General features: G+C 72.5%; 14 protein-coding genes. 8 read left to right on the top strand and 6 right to left on the bottom strand.

What is annotated here, in order from left to right:
- Nucleotides 1-6 precede the first annotated feature (6 nt).
- The 4 genes from AB0M63_RS40465 to AB0M63_RS40450 all read left to right on the top strand — a co-directional run bounded on the left by AB0M63_RS40465 (nt 7) and on the right by AB0M63_RS40450 (nt 7,139).
- Nucleotides 7-2,559 (top strand): tetratricopeptide repeat protein, encoded by a 2,553-nt coding sequence (locus tag AB0M63_RS40465; protein ID WP_355901823.1) that lies wholly within the window; start codon nt 7-9, stop codon nt 2,557-2,559.
- On the top strand, nt 2,560-3,903 hold the full coding sequence (locus tag AB0M63_RS40460) for a PP2C family serine/threonine-protein phosphatase (RefSeq protein WP_355901465.1): 1,344 nt from the start codon (nt 2,560-2,562) through the stop codon (nt 3,901-3,903).
- A gap of 99 nt (nt 3,904-4,002) precedes the next feature.
- A complete protein-coding gene (locus AB0M63_RS40455; RefSeq protein ID WP_355901463.1) occupies nt 4,003-5,349 on the top strand; it encodes a VWA domain-containing protein in 1,347 nt (448 codons plus the stop codon).
- 41 nt (nt 5,350-5,390) lie between these two features.
- Nucleotides 5,391-7,139, top strand: coding sequence for an FHA domain-containing protein (locus AB0M63_RS40450; protein ID WP_366022897.1), 1,749 nt, complete (start codon nt 5,391-5,393; stop codon nt 7,137-7,139).
- Nucleotides 7,140-7,163: 24 nt separating this feature from the next.
- Here the strand turns inward: AB0M63_RS40450 and AB0M63_RS40445 are convergent, their stop codons facing one another.
- Nucleotides 7,164-8,129, bottom strand: a complete 966-nt coding sequence (locus AB0M63_RS40445) for a methyltransferase domain-containing protein (RefSeq protein WP_366022896.1) — start codon at nt 8,127-8,129, stop codon at nt 7,164-7,166.
- A gap of 85 nt (nt 8,130-8,214) precedes the next feature.
- Between AB0M63_RS40445 and AB0M63_RS40440 the strand changes: the two genes are divergently transcribed.
- From AB0M63_RS40440 to AB0M63_RS40425, 4 genes are all read left to right on the top strand, one after another.
- Entirely contained in the window at nt 8,215-8,619 is a 405-nt protein-coding gene (locus AB0M63_RS40440) for a globin (protein ID WP_093626885.1), read from the top strand.
- Nucleotides 8,620-8,794: 175 nt separating this feature from the next.
- A complete protein-coding gene (locus tag AB0M63_RS40435; RefSeq protein ID WP_366022895.1) occupies nt 8,795-12,049 on the top strand; it encodes an ABC transporter permease in 3,255 nt (1,084 codons plus the stop codon).
- A 297-nt stretch (nt 12,050-12,346) separates the two neighbouring features.
- Nucleotides 12,347-15,070 carry an FtsX-like permease family protein gene (locus AB0M63_RS40430; protein ID WP_366022894.1) on the top strand — a complete coding sequence of 908 codons (2,724 nt, stop codon included), beginning with the start codon at nt 12,347-12,349 and terminating at the stop codon, nt 15,068-15,070.
- 67 nt (nt 15,071-15,137) lie between these two features.
- Nucleotides 15,138-16,094 carry an ABC transporter ATP-binding protein gene (locus AB0M63_RS40425; protein ID WP_355901452.1) on the top strand — a complete coding sequence of 319 codons (957 nt, stop codon included), beginning with the start codon at nt 15,138-15,140 and terminating at the stop codon, nt 16,092-16,094.
- A 6-nt stretch (nt 16,095-16,100) separates the two neighbouring features.
- On the opposite strand, the gene AB0M63_RS40420 is transcribed toward AB0M63_RS40425, so the two are convergent.
- The 5 genes from AB0M63_RS40420 to AB0M63_RS40400 all read right to left on the bottom strand — a co-directional run bounded on the left by AB0M63_RS40420 (nt 16,101) and on the right by AB0M63_RS40400 (nt 21,676).
- Entirely contained in the window at nt 16,101-16,769 is a 669-nt protein-coding gene (locus tag AB0M63_RS40420; protein ID WP_355901450.1) for a hypothetical protein, read from the bottom strand.
- Nucleotides 16,766-17,179: a thioesterase family protein gene (locus AB0M63_RS40415; RefSeq protein WP_355901448.1), complete on the bottom strand. Its 414-nt coding sequence runs from the start codon at nt 17,177-17,179 to the stop codon at nt 16,766-16,768. The genes AB0M63_RS40420 and AB0M63_RS40415 overlap by 4 nt, the downstream gene beginning before the upstream one ends.
- A gap of 5 nt (nt 17,180-17,184) precedes the next feature.
- Nucleotides 17,185-18,849 (bottom strand): energy-dependent translational throttle protein EttA, encoded by a 1,665-nt coding sequence (gene ettA / locus AB0M63_RS40410; protein WP_366022893.1) that lies wholly within the window; start codon nt 18,847-18,849, stop codon nt 17,185-17,187.
- 639 nt (nt 18,850-19,488) lie between these two features.
- On the bottom strand, nt 19,489-20,901 hold the full coding sequence (locus AB0M63_RS40405; protein WP_366022892.1) for a Cys-Gln thioester bond-forming surface protein: 1,413 nt from the start codon (nt 20,899-20,901) through the stop codon (nt 19,489-19,491).
- Between the two features lie 271 nt (nt 20,902-21,172).
- Complete coding sequence (locus AB0M63_RS40400) at nt 21,173-21,676, bottom strand: single-stranded DNA-binding protein (protein WP_366022891.1); 504 nt, start codon at nt 21,674-21,676, stop codon at nt 21,173-21,175.
- Nucleotides 21,677-21,815: the final 139 nt, after the last annotated feature.

Here is a 21,815-nt window from a genome sequence, read left to right as displayed (position 1 = left end):
TCGGTGATGAGTGAGGCGCGGCGGAAGTGTCAGCGGCCCGGCTGCGAGGGGTCCTACGAGGACGTCGGCGGCGGTGAGCTGTACTGCGACACGTGCGGTCTGGCGCCGGTGGTGTCGTCGACCGGCGCGATCGGTTCGCCGCCCACCGGGATGACCGGCGGCGGCAAGGGCTCGCGAGGTTCGGGGAGCAGCAGTTCCCGTGCCAGCGCCCGCAGTTCGCGTACGTCGTCGCAGTCGTCGAAGTCGCGGCGCTCGGTGTCGGGACGGCTCTCGCGTTCGGTGTCGGGCCGGTCCTCCAGCCGCTCGGTGTCGGTGCGCAGCTCCGGCCCGTCGTCGGGGACCTCCAGCCGCGGCCGGCTCGGGGTCGGCCTGGTGCAGGTGCCGGGCGTGCCGAGGCCGGACCCGCGCGAGATGGTCCTGGAGAACCCGGAGGTGCCCGAGCGCAAGCGGTTCTGCTCGCGCTCGGACTGCGGGGCGCCGGTGGGGCGTTCGCGCGGCGACAGCCCGGGGCGCACCGAGGGTTTCTGCACCAAGTGCGGCAACCCGTACTCCTTCGTGCCGAAGCTGGCCGGCGGTGACGTGGTGCACGGCCAGTACGAGGTCGCGGGCTGTCTGGCGCACGGCGGCCTGGGCTGGGTCTACCTCGCCGTGGACCGCGCGGTCTCCGACCGCTGGGTGGTGCTCAAGGGCCTCCTCGACACCGGTGACCAGGACGCGATGGCGGCCGCGATCTCCGAGCGGCGCTTCCTCGCCGAGATCGAGCACGCGAACATCGTGCGGATCTACAACTTCGTGGAGCACCTGGACCAACGGACGGGTTCGCTGGACGGGTACATCGTCATGGAGTACGTCGGCGGCAAGTCCCTGAAGGAGATCGCCAACGACCGTCGTACGGCGGCCGGGAAGCGCGATCCGCTGCCGGTGGAGCAGGCCTGCGCGTACGGCATCGAGGCCCTTGAGGCGCTCGGCCATCTGCACAGCCGCAATCTGCTGTACTGCGACTTCAAGGTCGACAACGCGATCCAGACCGAGGACCAGCTCAAGCTGATCGACATGGGCGCGGTGCGCAGGATGGACGACGACGAGTCGGCCATCTACGGCACGGTGGGCTATCAGGCGCCGGAGGTCGCGGAGGTCGGCCCGTCGGTGGCGAGCGACCTGTACACGGTCGCCCGCACCCTCGCGGTCATGACCTTCGACTTCCAGGGCTACACGAACGTCTTCGTGGACTCGCTGCCCGACCCGGACAACATCGAGGTCTTCCGCCGCTACGAGTCGTTCTACCGGCTCCTGGTCCGCGCCACCGACCCGGACCCGGCCCGCCGGTTCGCCTCCGCGCAGGAGATGGCCGAGCAGCTGACGGGCGTGCTGCGCGAGGTCGTCTCGCTGCAGACCGGCCGGGCCCGGCCGTCGCTGTCCACCCTGTTCGGCCCCGAACTCAAGGTCACGGACACGGAGTTGTTCCCGGCGCTGGACGGGGACGTGTCGTCGCTGGGGGCGCGGGTGGTGCGGCCGAGGAACCGCAAGGCGGTGGCGTCCACGGCGCTCCCGGCCGCCCGGCTGTCCGCCGCCACACCGCTGCCCACCGCACCGCTGTCCGCCACCGCGGACGCCCCGGGCATCGTCAAGTCGGTCGACGCCCCGGCCGTGGCGCTCGCCCTGCCGGTCCCTCATGTCGACCCGGCCGACCCCAACGCGGGTTTCCTGGCGGGCCTGATGGCGACCGCGGCGACCGAGCTGCTCGGCGCGCTCGCGTCCGCGCCGTCGCCGTCCGTGGAGACCCGGCTGCGGCAGATCCGCGCCTGGCTGGAGAACGGCGACTCCTACACCGCGCTGGACGCGCTGGCGAAGCTGGAGGACGAGCGGCCCGACGACTGGCGGGTGGTCTGGTACCGGGGCGTGGCCGCCCTGGCGACCCGTGACTTCGAGGCCGCCGCGCTCTCCTTCGACGCGATCTACGACGCCTTCCCGGGCGAGCCCACACCGAAGCTGGCGCTCGGGGTGTGCGCCGAGGTGCTGGGGCAGTTGGACAACGCCGCCGAGTACTACGGGCTGGTGTGGTCGACCGACCCGAGCTATGTGAGCGCGGCGTTCGGCCTGGCCCGCGTCCAGCTCGCGACGGGCGACCGGGCCGGTTCCGTACGGACGCTGGAGTCGGTGCCCGAGGCGTCGATCCACTACACGGCCGCGCGGGTGGCCGCCGTACGGGCGCGGCTTCGGCAGCGGACCGCGACGGCCGGCGACACGCCGTTCCTGGACGATCTGACCGCAGCCGCCGGGCAGGTGGAAGCGCTGGAGGGATACGGTCTTGACGCGGTCCGGCGGGAGCGATTGTCGGCCGAGGTCCTCGGGTGCGCCCTCGACTGGATACTCTCCGGAGGCCAGGGTTCCGTGCCGCCCGCACGGCGGGAGCTGCTCGGCAGCGAGCTGGACGAGCGGGGACTCCGCTTCGGCCTGGAGCGTTCGTACCGCACGCTGGCCCGGCTGGCGCGGGGCGGCGAGGAGAGGATCGACCTGGTGGAACGTGCCAACCGTTACCGCCCCCGGACGTGGGTGTAGTTGATGTCGCAGATGCCCCAGTTGTCCGCCTGCCCGAGCTGCGAGGAACCCCTCGAATCGGGTGACCGCTTCTGCGGTGCGTGCGGATACGACCTGTCCGCCGTGCCGGCGCCGCCGGACGACCATCCGACGCTCACCATGAACGGCGCGGTGCCGCTCCCGCCCGAGGAGTCCGCGGAGGTGGACTGGCCCGTGGTGTCCCAGCCCGAGGGTGCCGAGAGCCGGCCGACGGTCCATCTTCCGACGGACCTGCCCGGCACCGATTCGGGCGGCACCCCGCTGCCGACCGACGCCCCGCTCCCGCCGTCCGGTTCGCCGGTCTCCCCGGCCGCGGGCGTACGGTTCGACCGGCCGCCAGAGCCCGACGAGTACCCGCTCCAGGCGCCGGACCCGAGGGTCGCCGCCGATCCGCCGACCCCGGCCGAGGGCACCAAGGTGTGCGTGGCCTGCCGGTCGGGCCGGGTGGATCCGGACGGGTACTGCGAGAACTGCGGGCACGCCCAGCCCCGTGAACGCGACCACATGGAACAGGAGTCGGGCCCGCTCGCGGCGGTCAGCGACCGCGGGCTGCGCCACCACCGCAACGAGGACGCCTTCGCCGTAGGACAGTGCCTGCTGCCGGACGGGGCGCCCGCGCTCGTCGCGGTCGTGTGCGACGGGGTGTCCTCGGCGACCCGGCCCGACGCGGCCTCGCTGGCCGCCTCGCGGGAGGCGGGCGAGTCGCTGCTGGCCGCGCTGCCGCGGGGCACACATCCGCAGCAGGCGATGCACGAGGCGATCATCGCGGCCTCGCACGCGGTCAACTCCCTTGCCCAGGAGCCCGCGACGGCCCGCGAGCACGCCCCGCACCAGAACGCGCCGGCCTGCACCCTGGTCGGCTCCGTCGTCACACCGACGCTTCTCGTCGTCGGCTGGGTCGGCGACAGCCGCGCCTACTGGATCCCGGTGGACCGCAGTTCACCGCCGGCCCGGCTCACCGAGGACGACTCGTGGGCGGCGCAGATGGTCGCCGCGGGCCTGATGAGCGAGGCCGAGGCCTACGCCGACGAGCGCGCCCACGCGATCACCGGCTGGCTCGGCGCGGACGCCTACGAACTGGAGCCGCACACCGCTTCCTTCAAGCCCGACCGGCCGGGTGTAGTGGTGGTGTGCACGGACGGCCTGTGGAACTACGCGGAGTCCGCCGAGGAGATGGCCGAGGTCGTCCCCCCGGACGCGGCGCTCCGCCCGCTGCACAGCGCCCAGGTCCTGGTCGGCCACGCACTGGACGGCGGGGGCCACGACAACGTAACAGTGGCCGTCGTACCGTTCCCAGCCCCGCCACAAGGGGCAGTATCCGGCTGAGGCCAGACAAAACGGGGATGGTCTCGGACCGGAGGGGACCGGTCCGCTCACAGTCATCGCCCCATCCAGGTGGGGTACTTGAGGGGGATCAGAGCAGTCATGGCCAATTTCTCGAAGTCGAACGTGCCACAGTTCTCGGTCGACGTGTACCAGAACGAGTACCTGCCGGAGGGCGGGCGCGAGGTCAACGCGATCGTCACGGTGACCTCGACCGGCGGCGGCACCATCGGAAGCCCGGTCACGGCACCCCATCTCTACTCGGCCGGGCAGGGCCCGGACGCGGCCGTGGCGATCATGGTCGACTGTTCGGGGTCGATGGACTACCCGCCGACCAAGATGCGCAACGCCCGGGACGCCACGGCCGCCGCCATCGACACCCTGCGTGACGGGGTGCACTTCGCGGTGATCGGCGGCACCCATGTCGCCAAGGAGGTCTATCCGGGCGGCGGCGCGCTCGCGGTCGCCGACTCCCGCACCCGTGACCAGGCCAAGCAGGCGCTGCGCAAGCTGAGCGCGGGCGGCGGCACCGCCATCGGCACCTGGCTGCGCCTCGCCGACCGGCTGCTGTCCTCGGCGGACGTCTCCATACGCCACGGCATCCTGCTCACCGACGGCCGCAACGAGCACGAGGCGCCGGAGGACCTGAAGGCCGCCCTCGACTCCTGCGCCGGGCGCTTCACCTGTGACGCGCGGGGCGTCGGCACCGACTGGGAAGTGAAAGAAGTCACAGGGATCGCCTCCGCACTGCTCGGCACCGCCGACATCGTCGCCGACCCCGCGAACCTCGCCGCCGACTTCACGCAGATGATGGAGACGGCGATGGGCAAGGAGGTCGCGGACGTCGCGCTGCGGCTGTGGACGCCGGTGGGCACGGCCATCAAATTCGTCAAGCAAGTGGCGCCCAGGGTCGAGGAGTTGACCGACCGCCGCACCGAGGCGGGCCCGCGCGCCGGGGACTACCCCACCGGGTCCTGGGGAGACGAGTCCCGTGACTACCACGTGTGCGTCGAGGTCCCCGAGGCCGGCATCGGTCAGGAGATGCTCGCGGCCCGAGTCTCGCTGGTCGTCCCGCAGCCCGACGGCAGTGCGCAGAACCTGGGTGCCCAGGGCCTGGTGAAGGCCGTGTGGACCGACGACATGGTGGCCTCCACGTCCATCAATCCCCAGGTCGCGCATTACACCGGCCAGGCCGAACTGGCACAGGTCATCCAACAAGGGCTGGATCTTCGCAAATCGGGTGATGTCGATGGAGCAACGGCCAAACTGGGACGGGCCGTTCAGCTCGCCAGCGTCTCCGGAAACGCGGATACTGCGAAACTGCTTGCGAAGGTGGTGGACGTGGTCGATGCCGCGGCGGGTACTGTGCGACTGAAGGCGAAGGTCGCGGAGGCCGACGAGATGACTCTCGAAACACGGTCCACAAAGACTGTTCGTGTAAAGAAGTGACCTAGCTAGAACGACCCTGTGCGAAAGGGGGACGCGCCGACATGCCGACCTGCCCGAACGGACACCAGTCGGGTTCCGACGACTGGTGCGAGGTCTGCGGTCACCGCATGGCCGGTGCCGTACCCCCGCCCCCTCCACCGCCCCCCGGCGGCGGCTACGGCTTCCCGCCGCCCGCGCCCGGCGGCCGCCCGAACGCCTCCGCCGAGGCGGAGCTGTGCCCGCAGTGCCGTACGCCCCGTGAGGGCGGTGCGCCGTTCTGCGAGGAGTGCCGGTGGAACTTCCTCACGAACACGGCGACCTCGTACACCCCCGCCGCCCCGCGCCCCCCGGCGCCCGGCCCGAGCCCGGCCGCGCGCTTCCAGCAGCAGCCGCCCGGTCCGACGTACGGCGGTGACTCCTACGAGTACCAGGGTTCGCGCCCCTCGCAGATGAACCGCCCGGCCGAGCCGATACCCCCGTTCGGCAACGAACCGACGGGCCGACCCGGAGCGCCTGGAGCACCCGGGGGTCCTGGTGGCCCTGGGGGCCCGAACGGTCCCGGTGGCTTCGGCAACGAGCGCCAAGGGGGCGGCCAAGGTGGCCCCGGCGGTCCCGGCCCGCAGGGCTTCGGCGGCGAACGGCAGGGCGGACCCGGCGGTCAGCCCCCGCAGGGCTTCGGCAACGAGCGGCAGGGCGGTCCGGGTGGACCCGGCGGCCCGGGCTCGCAGCAGGGCTTCGGCAACGAGCGGCAAGGTGGGCCCGGCGCCCCCGGCGGCTCGCAGGGCTTCGGCGGGGAGCGTCAGGGCCCCGGCCCCGGCCCACAGGGGTTCGGCGGCAACGACCCGTCCGGTCCGCCGCGGCCGTTCGGCAACGAGCCCTCCGGCCCGCCCCCGCCCTTCGGCAACGAGCAACCCCCCGGTTCCGCGGGCCGTCCCGGCGGCCAGTTCGGCAACGAGCGCCCCGGCCAGGGCGAGTTCGGCGGTGGCCGGCCCGGCGCCTACGGCGGGGAGCGGCAGGGCCCGCCCGGCCCCTTCGGCAATGACCCCTCGAACCCGCAGGGTCCCCCCAACTTCGGCCCCGACCCCTCGCGGCCCGTCCCGCCCCCGCCCGGACCGACCCCCACCGGGGGCCCCGGCCGGACGAGCGGCGGCGCACCGCAGGCGTTCCAGCAGTCCGCCCCGTCGGCCCCGCCCGGGTACCCGCAGGAGACGAACCGTCCGCAGCAGGGCGGCCCGTCCTTCGGCGGCGGTGACGACGACTGGGTGATCTCCCCGCCGACCCCCGGCTCCCCGGGCGGTCCCGGTGGCCCCGGCGGTCCCGGACAGGGCGGTGGCGGCTACGGCTATCCGCAGCCCGGTTCGACCCAGGCCCCGCCCCCGCCCCGCCAGGCCTACCAGCAGCAGCCGACGACCTGGCTGGCGACGATCGGCCCGGACCGCGAGTACTTCATGGCGATGATGCAGCGCTCGGGCCCGGAGGCCGCGGGTCTCAACCTGCCCGCGTACTCCCCCGAGCAGCAGCGCCAGCTCACCGGCAACCAGATCACCATCGGCCGCCGCCGGCACTCCACCGGAGAGTCCCCCGACATCGACCTGTCGGTGCCGCCGGAGGACCCGGGCGTCTCGCACCAGCACGCGGTCCTGGTCCAGCAGCCCGACGGCAGTTGGGCGGTCGTCGACCAGAACTCGACGAACGGTACGACGGTCAACGGCGGCGAGGAGCCGATCCAGCCCTTCGTGCCGGTGCCCTTGCAGGACGGGGACCGGGTGCACGTCGGCGCGTGGACGACGATCACGGTCCGCCGCGGCTAGCCGCGCGGAGAGAAGCGACGCCCGTCAGCGGAGGGGCCAGGTGTACGGCCCCTCCGGGTCGTCCAGCCACGCCCAGGTCCGCTCACCGGCGACCGTGACGCCGTAGCGCTCGCGTCCGGGTCGCCCTTCGCGCTCCCACAGCTCGTACGCGGCCCGCGGATCGAGGGTGCCCTGGGCGAGGGTCAGCAGGAAGCGGAGGAGTTCGGGCTCGCCGGCCCGGTGCGGGACCTCGTCGGCCGGTCCTGGCCCGGTGCCGCGCAGGGGCACGAAGTACGCGGCCGTGTCCAGGAAGGCGCCCTCGGCGTGCGCCGCGTCCCGGACCGTGAGCCTGATCAGGCCGGTGGCGAGCGGAGCCAGCACGAGCGCCCCGGGCGCGCACTGGGCGAGCCAGCCGCGCGGGATCGACGGCAGGGCGCAGGTCGCCATGATCCGGTCGTAGGGGGCACGTTCGGGGACTCCGCGGGTGCCGTCGCCGGTGACGACGGCCGGGTGGTACCCGGCGTCGGCGAGGTGGGCGCGCGCGGACTCGGTGATCTCCGGTTCCAGGTCGACGGTGGTCACCAGGTCGTCGCCGAGCCGGTGGGCGAGCAGCGCCGCGTTGTAGCCGGTGCCCGCGCCGATCTCCAGGACCCGGTCGCCGTCCGAGACCCGCAGTTCGGCCAACATCCTTGCCATCAGCGAGGGTTGACTGCTGGACGACACCAACTCCCCGTCCCGCAACCGGGTGGCCAGCGGCATGTCGGTGTAGGCCCCGCGCAGCCAGCGCTCCCGGGTGCCCGGATCGGGGCTGTCCCGCCACAGCCGCTCGTGCCCGCCGGCGACGCTCACGTAGTAGTACGGCACGAACAGATGCCGGGGCACCGCCTCGAACACCGCACGCCATTCCGGATCGGTGTCCCAGGCCCCGCTCAGCTCGATCTCCCGCACCAGTTCGGCCCGTGCGGCCACGGCGACGGCGTCCAGATCCTTGTCGAGAGCGTGCGCGCTCATACGTCCACTGTCCTGCGCCAGGGGCCGGGAGGCGAGCGGTCCTAAGTCTTGAGTCCTCGGTCACCCCGTCTGAGACCATGGGAGCGTGAAAGAGATTCGGCGCGGCACGCTTCAGGAGCAGACCTTCTACGAGCAGGTCGGCGGGGAGGAGACCTTCCGTCGGCTCGTCCACCGTTTCTACGAGGGCGTGGCCGGGGACCCGCTGCTGAAGCCCATGTACCCGGAGGAGGACCTGGGGCCGGCCGAGGAGCGCCTCACCCTCTTCCTCATCCAGTACTGGGGCGGCCCGACGACGTACAGCGACAATCGCGGCCACCCGCGCCTGCGGATGCGGCACGCGCCCTTCCAGGTCGACCGGGCCGCGCACGATGCCTGGCTGAAGCACATGCGGGTCGCCGTCGACGAACTCGGGCTCTCCGAGGAGCACGAGCACACGCTGTGGAACTACCTGACGTACGCCGCCGCTTCGATGGTGAACACGGAGGGTTGAGCACGGCGGGTTGAGCACGGCGGGTTGAGCACCGTGGGCTGAGCACCGTGGGCTGACCGCCGTTCACTGAACGTCGGATTCCGGTCACCCGGCGCCGCTATCCGGTCACAATCCGGTCAAGCCATGGTCGCAAACGGTTACTCGACGCCCGTCCCCTCTGACAGCATCGCCGGAAGTGATCCGGACAACGGCGGGGGGCCGGGTGGGGTTCGTCCTGGTACGCGCGCGGGCACACCGCCTGCTGCTCGCCGCCGCGCTGCTCACCGTCCTGCTGACCACGGCGGTCCTCACCACGCTCACCGCCTACTCGGGCGCGATCGGCGACGCGGCGCTCCAGCACTCCCTGAACGACGCCCGCAACACCCCTGACACCGCCCTGATCGTCAAGGCCGACGTCCCGCCCGGCGACCACACGGCCGCCGACACCGCCGTACGGAAGGCGGCCGGCCGGACCTTCGACGGACTGCCGGTGACCGTACGGACCCTGATGCGCTCGGGCCCGTACGCCCTGCCGCGCTCGCTCCAGCCGCGCGCCCAGCGGTCCGGCGACCCCGATCTCACCTACTTCGGAGCCCTGGACCGGACACAGGTGCAGCTGCTCTCGGGCCGCTTCCCCCGCGCGACGGCCTCGGGAGACGTCGAGGTCGCGCTGCCCCGTGCCGCCGCCGAGGGCCTCGGTGTGAAGGCCGGCACCCGCCTCACCCTCCCGAACCGGCTCAGCGGCCCCGCAGCGCACATCCTCGTCACCGGCGTCTACCGGCCCGCCGTCGCGAGCGCCGCCTACTGGCTCCTCGACGACCTGCGCGGCCGTGGCCTCAGCACGGCCGGCTTCACGACCTACGGCCCGCTGCTCACCGCTCCCGCGAGCCTGACCGGGCTGAGCGCCGGGCAGTCCGCGTGGCTCGCGTCCGCCGACTTCTCCACGCTGACGACCGGACGGACGGGCGCGCTGCGCGAGGCGGCCCGCACCGGCAGCGCGTCGCTGCGCAGGGCGAGCGTGCTCAGCGGTACGACGGCCGCCACGACCTCGCTGCCGGACGTACTGGACCGGCTCGACCGCTCGTTGCTCGTCTCCCGCTCCACACTGCTCATCGTCGCGCTCCAACTCGCGCTGCTCGCGGGCTACGCCCTGCTGCTGGTGGCCCGGCTGCTGAGCGCCGAACGGGCGGGCGAGAGCAGGTTGTTGCGGGCGCGCGGCGGCGCCCGGGCCCGGCTCGCGGGCCTGTCGGCGGCCGAGGCACTGCTGCTCGCCGTACCGGCCACGGCAGTTGCTCCGCTCCTCGCCGGCCCGCTCACCGAACTCCTCGCCGGGCACGGCGCGTTGGCCCGGATCGGGCTGCACCTGGACACCCCGGCGGGCGGCCGGGCCGGGGTGTGGCTGGTCGCGGCGGCCGTGGCCCTGGGCTGCGCGTTCGCGGTGACGCTCCCCGCCCTCACCTCGTCCTTCGAGGGCGGCCGGGCCCACGCCCTCCCCGCTCCCCTCCGCGCGGGCGCGGACCTCGGCCTGCTGGTGGTGGCCGCTGTCGCCTACTGGCAACTGAACCGGCAGACCTCGGGAGCCGTCAGCACCGACACCTCCGGGACCCTGGGCATCGATCCCCTCCTGGTCGCGGCCCCCGCACTCGCCCTGCTGGCGGGCACGGTCCTGACGCTACGGCTGCTGCCGCCGGTGGCACGGCTCGCGGAACGCCGGGCCGCCGCCGGGCGGGGGCTGCCGGTGGCGCTGGCGGGCTGGCAGTTCAGCCGGCGTCCGATGCGGGGTGCCGGGCCGGTGCTGCTGCTGGTGCTGGCCCTGGCGCTGGGCATGCTCGCCATCGGGCAGAGCTCCTCCTGGAACCGCTCGCAGAGCGACCAGGCCGACTTCCAGGCAGGGGCGCCGGTACGTGTACTGGCCGCCGGCGAGGGCGGGTTGGGCCGCACGGAGACCTACGCGAACCTCCCGCACGTACGCGAGGCCGCCCCCGCCGTCCGCGCCTCGCAGTCCCTCTCGGGCGACCGTACGGCGACCGTGCTGGCCCTGGACACGGCGCACGCGTCGGACACGGTGCTGATGCGCGGGGACCTGACGTCGGGTCGCCCCGCCGGCCCACTGCTGGCGGGCCTGGGCCCGAAGGGCACCACGAGGGGAACCCAAATCCCCTCAGGAACCGCCCAGTTGACGATGCGAGCGGGCATCCGCGGCACGGGCCCGAAGACCACGGTCGACGTCACGGCCACGGTCGAGGACCGCTACGGCACCCCGTACCAGGAACCGCTGGGCCAACTCCCCACCGATGGACGGCAGTACGACCTGAAGCTGGACGTCTCCGCGTCCCCCGGCCCGCTCACCCTCACCGGACTCCAACTGGACATGCCCCAGCCCGGCGAGCACGGCTCGCAACACCGGCTCACGGTCAGCGCGTTGAGCGCCACGGACGCCCAGGGAAAGGTCCGGCGACTCACTCTGCCCGCCGCCTGGACAGGACGGACCTCCGTCAGCGAGTCGTACGGCCCGACCTCCAACCCGCCCGCCCCGCAGGTGAGTTCGGCGAAGCCGCTGACCGTCGACTACGGCACGGGATACATCCCGGGCAAGGACATCTGGACGGTCGCCTCCGTCACGGTACGGCTGGCGGTCGTGCAGCCGGCGGCGCCCGAGATCACGGCCGTCGCCACCGACCGGTTCCTGACCTCGGCGGGCGCCCGCACCGGACAGCGGGTGCAGGTGACACTCGGCGGGGAGAATCTGCCGGTGCGGATCGTGGCGGCGGTCCGCGGACTGCCGACGACCGGTGATGTCGCGGAGGGCGACGGCGGCGCGCTGCTGGTCGATCTCCGGTCCGTGAACCGGGTGTTGGAGACGCGCTACGGCGAGAGCGTCACGCCCACCGAGTGGTGGCTGCGGACCGCGCCGGGCGACGCGGCGGCGGTGGCCACGGCCGTGCGCGCCCTGCCCGATGTCGATCCCGGGGAGGTCGTGGTGCGGGAGGAGATCGCCCAGGAACTCCGCGACGACCCGTTCGGCGCCGGCCCCGAGGCCGCGTTCGCGGCGGCGGCCCTGGTGGCGGCGGCGCTCGCGGCGGTCGGGTTCGCGGTGAGCGCGGCGGGGTCCCTGCGGGAACGCGGCGCCGAGTTCGCCGTACTGCGCGCACTGGGCGCCCCGCGCCGCCAGCTGGCCCGGATGATCGCCGCCGAACAGGGCGTCCTGGTCGCCCTCGCCCTCGTGGTGGGCGTGGCCTTGGGCACGGTGCTGACCCGCGCGGTAATCCCCCTGATCGTCCTGACGGCCCAGGCCACCCGCCCGGTCCCGCGCGCCCTCGTCGAACTCCCCGTCGCACGGGTCGCGTTGCTGCTCGTGGCGGTGGCGGTAGCACCCTTGGTCGTCACGGCCGCGCTGGCGCTGCGGCGGGCCGATCCCGCCACCTCGCTCCGCGAACAGGGAGGCGAGTGAAATGAATCCCGCACACGCCTCCGCGACCGCCCCATGGATCCGCACCCCGCTGCGCCCCGCCCCCGTCCCGCGTCTCCTCGTCGAACTCCCCGTCCCACGGGCCGCGTTGCGACTCGCCGCGGTCGCGGTGACACCCCAGGCCGTCACGGCCGCACTGGCGTCGCTGCGACAGGCCGATCCGGCAACTTCGCTCCGGGAACAGGGAGGCGAGTGGGGTGGACACCGCACGCCCTTCCGTGAACGCCCTGCGACGAGCCGATCCCGCCGCCTCGCTCCGGAAACAGGGAGGCAAGTGAGATGAACCCCGCACACACCTCCCCGACCGCCCCCTGGATCCGCACCCGCCTGCGCTCCGCACCCGGCTCCGCCTGGGCGCTGGCCTTGCTCGTCGTGGTGACCGCGTGTCTGGCCGCCGCGTTTCCGCGTGCGCTCGACCGGTACGAGGATGCCGGGCTGCGGCATGCCGCCGGGGAGGCGGGGCCCGACCGGACCTCCGTCCAACTCTCGGGCGGGCAGCCCGACTTGGTGATCCCGCAGAATCAGCGCGAGGCGGACCTGCGCCCTGGCGCGCTCCGCACCCAGTACGACCACGTCCGCACCGCTGTCGGCCGTTCCCTCGTCCTCGACCCCGTGCAGTCCGCGTACGGCGTGCGCCCGGCCAACGACCCGGCCGTGCCGGACAACTGGATACCGCGCCCGAACGGCCTGCCCGCACACGTCTACCCGGCCACCCAGAGCGACCTCGCCGCACACGCGACCGTGCGCGAGGGCCGGTTGCCGCGCGCCGCCGCGTCGGTCACCACGGAGACTCCGGAGGTCGAGGCCGCCGTCACCGCCGCGACCGCCAAGAGCCTGCACATCAAGGTGGGTTCGGTGATCCACGTGCCCGGCGAGGGACGCGCCCCGCTCGCCGTCCGCGTCACCGGCATCCTCACCCCGCGCGATCCCGCCGGTGCCTACTGGTCGACCCAGCCGCTGCTGCGCACCCCGACCCTGGTGGCGCTGCCGACGCCGGACCGGCCGAAGTACTGGCTGGGCGCCCTGCTGCTGGCCCCGGACGCGGCCCCGGGTCTCCTCGCCACCACCGCGAAACCGGCCCCGTACTGGCAGTTGGCCCCCGACCTGACCGCCTTCCACGCCCACGACCTGGACAGCCTCAAGACCGCGGTCGCCGCGATCGAATCGGGCCCCGACCTCCAACGCATCCGGACTTACACCACCCCCGACACCGAGGTGAGCACCGCCCTCGACGACATGTTCACCGCCTACGGCGAACTCCGCGCCGGCATCCGCCCGTTGACCGCCGTCGCGGCCTTCGGCACCGGCTCGGTCGCCGTCGTGGTCCTGCTCATGGCCGGCTCCCTGACCGCCGACCGCCGCCGCACCGAACTCGCCCTGCTCCGCGCCCGCGGCGCCTCGCTGCGCGCCCTCACCGCCCGCCTGTTCGCCGAGACGGCCGTGATCGCCGTACCGGCGGGCGCACTCGGTCTGACGGCCGCGCTGCTGGCCGTCCCCGAGGGCCGCCGCTCCTACGCCGTCGCCGCCGCCCTCGCGGTCACCCTCACCGCGTCCGCCGCCCTGCCCGTGCGCGCCGCGCTCACCCATCGGGCCGTGGGCGTCCACGGCCCGCGCGAGGACGTGACGACCGTACGTCCCTCGCGGCGCCGTACGGTCGCCGAGCTCACCCTGCTGGTGCTGGCCTCCGGCGCGGTGGAGGCCCTGCGCAGACGCGGCACGTCCGGCTCCTCGGGAGATCAACTGGTCGCGCTGGCACCGGTGTTGGTGGGCGTGATCGCGGCCCTGGTGCTGGTCCGGGTCTACCCGCTGCTGCTGCGCCGGCTGGCCCGTCCGGCCGGTCTGCTGCGGGGCGTGGTGGGCCATCTGTCGCTGGCCAGGGCGGGCCGCACCTCCGTCTCCGCGGTGCTGCCCCTGCTCGCGCTGCTGACCGCGCTCACCACGGCCGCGTTCGGCGGCTCGGTGCTGGCGGGGGTGAGCGACGCCCGCGACCACGCGGCCCTGCTCGCCGTCGGCGCCGACGCCCGCATCGACGCGACCGCTCCCCTGCCGACCGAACTCCCTGGCAAAGTAAGCCGGTTGGCGGGGGTGCGCGGGCTCGCCGAAGTGAGCGTCACGGACCAGGCGAAGCCGCTGGACGGCCTGGAGGCGGTACCGCTGGTGGGCGTGGACCCCGGCTCCTACGCGGAGTTGGCGGGACGGACGAGCCTGGGGGCCTTCGGCGAGGGGCAGTTGAAGCAGTCCGGTTCGGTACTCCCGGCCCTCGCCTCGCCCTCCGTGGCGGCCGCCTACGGCACCCGCCCCTTCCTCGTACGGCTGCCCGACACCAGCGCGGTCACCGTGCGGATCGTGCTCGTGCGGGACGTGACCCCGGCCGTGTCCGGCGCCGACTTCCTGGTCGTGGACCGGGCCGGGCTGTCCGGTGCGGCGGCCAGGCCGAGTTCGCTGCTGGTGACCGGCGAGCGGGTGAGCGGGGCCGCGCTGCGCGCGGCGGCCGGAACCTCGGCCGGGGTGACGGTACGGGCCGAGGAACGCGCCCGGTACGTCGACTCGCCCCTCCAGTCCGGCGCCGAGCACATCTACACGGCGGCGGTCGCCGCGGGCGCCGGGTACGCCGTCCTCGCTCTCCTCCTCGCCCTCCTGCGCGCGGCCCCCGAACGCGCCGCCCTGCTGGCCCGGCTCCGCACGATGGGCCTCACCCGGGCGCAGGGCCGCCGGCTGCTCGTCCTGGAGTCGCTGCCCCAGGCCGTGCTGGCGGCGGCCGGCGGCGCGCTCACCGGCTGGGCCACGGTCCGGCTGCTCGCCCCGGGCTTCGACCTGACCTCGGTGGCCCTGGCCTCGGCCCGGAACCCGCTCGGGGAGGCCCACTTGAGAACCGATCCGGTGTCGCTTGCCGTCCCCGCGATCGGGGTGCTGCTGGTGGCGGTGGGGGTCGCCGGGGTGCAGGCCTGGTGGTCCGGACGGCAGGCGTCCGTACGGGAGTTGAGGGCTGGGGACGCGCGGTGAGCCGTAGCGAGGACGTGCGTGAAGAAGGCTTGTGCCGAAGTGCCGGGTGCGACCGAGGAGAGCGTCGATGACCACGAACCCCACCCTCGCCGACCTGGCCGCCCGCGCCACCGAGAGCCGCGACCGGCCCGTCTACGGCCATGACGCGCTCATCACCTGCGACCGGTTGGTCCGCATCTTCACCACGGACGGTGTCGAGGTGCAGGCGCTCCAGGGGCTCGATCTCCTGGTCAGGGAGGGCGAGTTGATGGCCCTGGTGGGGGCCTCGGGCAGTGGCAAGTCGACGCTGATGAACATCCTGGCCGGGCTGGACACGCCCACCGCGGGCGCCGCCCGGGTGGCCGGCCGGGATCTGCTCACGATGACCGCCAAGGACCGGCTCGCCTACCGCCGTGAGGTCGTCGGCTTCGTCTGGCAGCAGACCTCCCGCAATCTGCTCCCCTATCTGACGGCCGCTCAGAACATCGCCCTGCCCATGCAGTTGTCCGGCGCCCGCTCCAAGCGTCGGGTGAGGGCCGAACGCGCCCTGGAACTCCTGGAGTTGCTGGAGGTAGCCGACTGTCGTGACCGACGCCCGCAGGAGATGTCGGGCGGCCAGCAGCAGCGGGTGGCGATCGCGGTGGCCCTCGCCAACGCTCCGGCCGTACTGCTCGCCGACGAGCCCACCGGCGAACTCGACTCGCACACCGCCGAACAGGTCTTCGCCGCGTTCCGCACCGCGAACGAGCGGTTGGGCACCACCATCGTGATCGTCACCCACGACCAGACGGTGGCCACCGAGGTCCGCCGTACGGTCGCCATCCGCGACGGCCGCACCTCCACGGAGGTCCTGCGGCGCAGCGAGGTCGACGCGACCACGGGCCACGAGACGGTCGTGGCGCGGGAGTACGCCATGCTGGACCGGGCGGGCCGGCTCCAACTCCCCGCCGAGTACACGGAAGCACTGAACATGCGCGACCGCGTGGCCCTGGAACTGGAGCCGGACCACATCGGCGTCTGGCCGGACGACAGCGAGCGGGACTGAGCGGGCTCAGAGCACGCTGACGCCGAGCGCGCCGACTCCCGCCCTGCGGACGGCGATCGAGCCGTACGGCGTGCGCAGCCGCAGCCACGCGCCCGAGGAGAAGAGGCCCGGCTCGCCGCCGGGGCGCAGGAACCCGAGCGACTGCGCCGCGTGCACCGCGCGCACCGGCAGCGGGGTGTCGCCGACCGGCCGGGACCAGATCTCCCGCCCTATCCGGTCGAGTTCGCCGCGCGTACGGCCCTCGGGGGCCAACTCCTGGGTACGGGACCGGAATTCGGCGACTCCGGACGCGATCATCCCGCGCAGTGCCTGCGGGCCTGGCAGTCCGGACTCGGGGGTCCAGCCGCCGCGCGGCGGCAGCACCCCGGCCCACGGTGGGCCGGTCACCGCGGCCGGAACCCCGGCCGTGGCCGCCGACTCGTCGATGGACTCCAGGAGTTCACCGGCGGAGACGGTCACGTCGAGGTCGACGTCCAGGCCGTTCTCGTACGGCTTGGCGAGGCGCACCGCGCGGATGGCGAGCACCTCGAAGGACGGCGGACGGCCGAATACGGCCAGTGCGGTGCCGGCCGCCTGGAGACGGACCGCGGCGCCGCGGTCGTAGTGGAGCAGCCGGGAGAGGAAGGCCGCGAAGTCCGCCGCCTCCCCTTCGTCGGCGAGGTGGAGGACCGTCATGCGGCGACGGCCTCCTCCTCGTCGTCGTCCCGGTACTCCTCCAGGAACTCCCGTTCCTCGGCGGTGATCCGGCGCGGTCGCTGTGTCTCGAAGTCGAAGGGCACGACGACCGTGGAGGCACGGACGTAGATCTGGTCGCCGTCCTTCACCTCGTAGGTGATGGTGAAGGACGCCGCCCTGATCTCCGTGATCCACAGCTCGATGTCCACGGGCGCGTGCCGGTGGACGAGCTGGCGTTTGTAGTCGATCTCGTGGCGCGACACCACCGAGCCCTGCTTGAAATCCTTTTCCGGGCGGAACAGGAAGTCGATACGGGCTTCTTCCAGGTAGCGGATGAAGACCGCGTTGTTGACGTGGCCGTACGCGTCCATGTCCGACCAGCGCAGCGGGCAGCGGTAGATGTGGCGCAAGAAGATCAGCCCCGGGTCAGCTTCTTGTAGGTGGCGCGGTGCGGACGCGCCGCGTCCGGGCCGAGCCGCTCGACCTTGTTCTTCTCGTACGACTCGAAGTTGCCCTCGAACCAGAACCACTTGGAGTCACCCTCGTAGGCGAGGATGTGCGTGGCCACCCGGTCCAGGAACCAGCGGTCGTGGGAGACGACCACGGCCGCACCGGGGAATTCGAGCAGCGCGTTCTCCAGCGAGCCGAGGGTCTCGACGTCGAGGTCGTTGGTCGGCTCGTCGAGGAGCAGCAGGTTGCCGCCCTGCTTCAGGGTGAGCGCGAGGTTGAGGCGGTTGCGCTCACCACCGGAGAGCACGCCGGCCGGCTTCTGCTGGTCGGGGCCCTTGAAGCCGAACGCGGAGACGTAGGCGCGGGAGGGCATCTCGACCTGTCCGACGTTGATGTAGTCCAGTTCGTCCGAGACGACGGCCCACAGCGACTTTTTGGGGTCGATGTTCTCGCGGCTCTGGTCGACGTAGGAGATCTTGACGGTGTCGCCGACCTTGATGGAGCCGGAGTCCGGCGTCTCCAGGCCCTGGATCATCTTGAAGAGGGTGGTCTTGCCGGCGCCGTTCGGGCCGATCACGCCCACGATGCCGTTGCGCGGCAGCGTGAAGGAGAGGTCCTCGATGAGGACCTTGTCGCCGAAGGCCTTGGAGAGGTTGCTGACCTCGACGACGATGGAGCCCAGGCGCGGGCCCGGCGGGATCTGGATCTCCTCGAAGTCCAGCTTCCGCATCTTGTCCGCCTCGGCGGCCATCTCCTCGTAGCGGGACAGACGCGCCTTGGACTTGGCCTGCCGCCCCTTGGCGTTGGAGCGGACCCAGTCCAGCTCCTCCTTGAGGCGCTTGGCGCGCTTGGCGTCCTTCTGGCCCTCGACCTTGAGGCGGGAGGCCTTCTTGTCGAGGTAGGTGGAGTAGTTGCCCTCGTAGGGGTGGGCGCGGCCGCGGTCGAGTTCGAGGATCCACTCGGCGACGTTGTCCAGGAAGTACCGGTCGTGGGTGACGGCGACGACGGTGCCGGGGTACTTCGCGAGGTGCTGCTCCAGCCACTGGACGGACTCGGCGTCCAGGTGGTTGGTGGGCTCGTCGAGCAGCAGCAGGTCGGGCGCTTCGAGCAGCAGCTTGCACAGCGCGACGCGGCGGCGCTCACCACCGGAGAGGTTGGTGACGGGCCAGTCGCCGGGCGGGCAGCCCAGGGCGTCCATGGCCTGCTCCAACTGGGTGTCCAGGTCCCACGCGTTGGCGTGGTCCAGGTCCTCCTGGAGCTTGCCCATCTCGTCCATGAGCGCGTCCGAGTAGTCGGTCGCCATGAGCTCGGCGACCTCGTTGAAGCGCTTGAGCTTGCCCATGATCTCGGCGGCGCCGTCCTGCACGTTCTCCAGGACCGTCTTCGACTCGTCGAGCGGGGGCTCCTGGAGCAGCATGCCGACGCTGTAGCCCGGCGACAGGAACGCGTCGCCGTTCGACGGCTGCTCAAGGCCCGCCATGATCTTGAGAACGGTGGACTTACCGGCACCGTTAGGTCCGACCACACCGATCTTCGCGCCGGGCAGGAAGCTCAGCGTCACATCGTCAAGGATGACCTTGTCGCCGTGCGCCTTGCGCGTCTTGCGCATGGTGTAGATGTACTCAGCCAAGAGAAACCGTCCGGCAGCTTGAAATCTGGAGTGGGCAGATGTACTCCATCTTGCCCGACAGCCACCCCTCGGGGGAAACGCGTATAGGCCGGGGGCTGTGAGCTGGGGGTTCGGCGTCCGGTATGTGACCGGACTCACCATCCGCAGTTCCCACTTCAGCGCGTAGGTGTGCGGCGACGGGCCGGTAGCCGTCGTCGACCGCCCAGGACCCCGCCTCGCCCCAGGCCAGGCCGGTGCGTCCCACCGCGTACGCCTCGCCGTTGCCGATCACGAGGAAGGACGTCTCCCGGACCACGGCGGTGCAGCCCCCGGTCCGGTAAGACTCAGTACGCGGTACTCCGCGTGCGAGACCAGATCGTCCACCGCTCCCCACGCGATACCGAGCACCGAGATGGCGATCAGCGGCATGCTCCCCCGCAGGACCCGCCTCGCCTGCTTCCGAGGGGCCGCGAGAGCGCCGCCCGGGGAGACCGTCGGGCGACGGTCCACCACAGCACGAGGGCCAGGACGAGGAGAGCACCGCTCACCTGCCAGCCGGGAACCACCCGCCCCCGTACGACCAGCAGCAGGTCGCTCCAGCTCGCCGCAGCGGTCTCAGGCTCCCCCGACCTCGACCCGAACCGTCGCCGCCTTGCCTTCTCAGCCCTGCCCGGGCTTGCGGTCCCGCAGCAGGACCAGGGTCGTGGCGCCGATGCCGACCAGGCCGAGGGCGACGACCGTGATCATCGGGGTGATGCCGGAGCCGCCGGTCTCGGCGAGGTTGGTGTCGACGGTGGTGCCGCCCACCGTCGCGGGGCTCGGCTCGCTGAGCGTCTGCGTCACATCGCCGCCCGCGTCGCTCTCCGTCCGGCAGTCGAGGACTCCGGTGAACCGCTTCGCGTAGCCGTGCGGCGCCGTGATCGTGAAGTCGTACGCCTGGTCCTCCTGGAGCGGGATCGTCACCGTCTGGGACTTCCCGGCGTCGATACCGTGCTCGACGCCCAGCAGCTCGAAGGTGAACGTCGAGTCGCCCTGGTTGGCCACCGTGATGTCCACGCCGCCCTCGGCGCAGTTCTTCCGCGCCGAGAGTGCCGGTATGGCACCGGTCTTCGCCCAGTCCGCGCTCGCGACGGCGGAGACCGTCGACTCGCTGGAACCGGCGAGGATCTGCGTCTGGCTCCTGCTGTCGGAGGTGAAGGCCCGGCCGACGGGCACGGTGGTGGAGGCCTGCACGGTCAGCTCGGCCGACCCGGCCCCCGCCTTCTCGGGCACGTCGAAGAACACCTGGCTGCCGTCCACGGCGGACGTGACGACCTTGCCGTCCTTGTCGACGATCCGCACCCCGCTGGTGGCGGCGTCCGCGGGCGGCGTCACCGTCACCCCGCTCGAGTTGGTGTGCACGGTCACCGGGCCGAGCCGCTCGCCCGGGTGCCCGGAGACCGCGGGCGGGTCGAGGGTCAACGAGGCCTGCGGTTCGGCCACGTCCCGCGCGCTCTTCTGCAGATAGTCCGCGAGCTTCTCCGCCTGCGGGTCGACCGCGTCGACGTCGGCGCCGTCCGAGTAGCGCCAGATGGCCACCTGGGTGCCGGCCGCCGCGTCCTGCTCGGTCAGGCCCTTGGTGCCGGCCTTCGCGGAGAGCACCGCGAGATCGTTCACCTGCGGGTAGGAGTGCTGCAGGATCCAACGGATCTTGCCCGCGCTCTTGTTGGCGCCGAGCGATGTGCCGCTCCACGCGGTCTCGTGGTACTTGGCGTCGCGCTGGGTGGGGTTCTGGAGATCGACGCAGTACGTCTGCAGGGTGCCGCCGCCGTCCACGGACATCTCGAACAGGCCCGCGGAGACCTGCTGATCGCCACTGTCCGCGTGGATCACGGCGTCGCCGTACGTCTTGAGCCCGCCTATGGTGGCCGTCGCCCCGCCCTGGGTCTGCGGTGTCTCGTCGGCGACGGCCGGGCCGGCACCGGCCAGCACACCGGCGGCGACGAGTCCGCACGCCCAGGCCGCGGCGACGAGGCGCACGGCGCCCCGCCCGCGCGGGGACCGCGCGGAGAACACAGACAAAGCAGATGACACGGAATTCCCCTTCGAGCAGGACCCGTTGGCGTGGGAATGCGGTCCCACCAGCAGCATGAATAGCGCCGGGAGCTGTGCCCGAGCTATGCCCGGCATCCTATGGACGCGGACGACCCCCCTTCTCCAGTCGGGTCATCGGATAACCGATCCGACTCGGAATCGTTATCCCCAAGATCGTCTGCGAGCAGGGCTTATCGACAAATCCACCGGACCGTTCGGAGCGCATTCATCGATAAGCCGCAGTTCGATCAGCTCGGGGCATTCACTGACATCACGTCACCACGAGTACGTCCGAACGCTGTTGCCCGGGAGAATCGGAAGCGACGGCGGCGGGGTCGGCGGAATCGGCGACGGAATTCCCGTCCGGCGTCTCCCAGTTGGGCTCGGGCCGGGGCGGAGAGGCCGAGGTCTCCGGCTTGTTGGCCCGCCGGAAGGCCGAGGTTCCGCGCGCCAGGTCGTGGCCGATCGACACCGCGTCGATGTCCGCCGAGGACCGGTTCGGCTGCCCCTCCCGCGCCTCCGTCCGCACCTTCAGCCGGCCCTGGACGACGACGGGGTCACCGACCGACACCGACGCCGCCACATTGGTGGCCAACTGGCGGTTGGCCCACACCGTGAAGAAGTTGGTGTGGCCGTCCGTCCACGTGCTCTTCTCGCGGTCCCAGTAACGCGAGGTCACCGCCAGCCGGAACCGCGCCGACGGTCCCGCCGCCAGATCCCGGTACATCGGCTGGGTCGCCACATTCCCGACGACGCACACCATGGTCTCGTTCATCGCGTCTCCCTCCCTCACCCGGCCTCGCGGACCGGGCGGAAACGCGTACGGGCCCGTCCCGTACGGCTGCAGTCAGACTGCCTCCGCCGAGCCGGGCCCGCCGAGCGCTGTGGACCGGCGCCCACCTGTGGAAATCCTC

Source organism: Streptomyces sp. NPDC051576 (assembly GCF_040681835.1).
Classification (GTDB): Bacteria; Actinomycetota; Actinomycetes; order Streptomycetales; family Streptomycetaceae; genus Streptomyces.
The sequence above is the reverse complement of the archived record's forward strand: the minus strand, read 5'-3'. Positions and strand labels throughout refer to the sequence as shown.

Bases quoted from the DNA above. Each gene is read 5' to 3' on its own strand.
- AB0M63_RS40465 (WP_355901823.1), top strand. From the start codon at position 7: ATGAGTGAGGCGCGGCGGAAGTGTCAGCGGCCCGGCTGCGAGGGGTCC.
- AB0M63_RS40455 (WP_355901463.1), top strand. From the start codon at position 4,003: ATGGCCAATTTCTCGAAGTCGAACGTGCCACAGTTCTCGGTCGACGTG.
- AB0M63_RS40450 (WP_366022897.1), top strand. From the start codon at position 5,391: ATGCCGACCTGCCCGAACGGACACCAGTCGGGTTCCGACGACTGGTGC.
- AB0M63_RS40445 (WP_366022896.1), bottom strand. From the start codon at position 8,129: ATGAGCGCGCACGCTCTCGACAAGGATCTGGACGCCGTCGCCGTGGCC.
- AB0M63_RS40430 (WP_366022894.1), top strand. From the start codon at position 12,347: ATGAACCCCGCACACACCTCCCCGACCGCCCCCTGGATCCGCACCCGC.
- AB0M63_RS40425 (WP_355901452.1), top strand. From the start codon at position 15,138: ATGACCACGAACCCCACCCTCGCCGACCTGGCCGCCCGCGCCACCGAG.
- AB0M63_RS40420 (WP_355901450.1), bottom strand. From the start codon at position 16,769: ATGACGGTCCTCCACCTCGCCGACGAAGGGGAGGCGGCGGACTTCGCG.
- AB0M63_RS40400 (WP_366022891.1), bottom strand. From the start codon at position 21,676: ATGAACGAGACCATGGTGTGCGTCGTCGGGAATGTGGCGACCCAGCCG.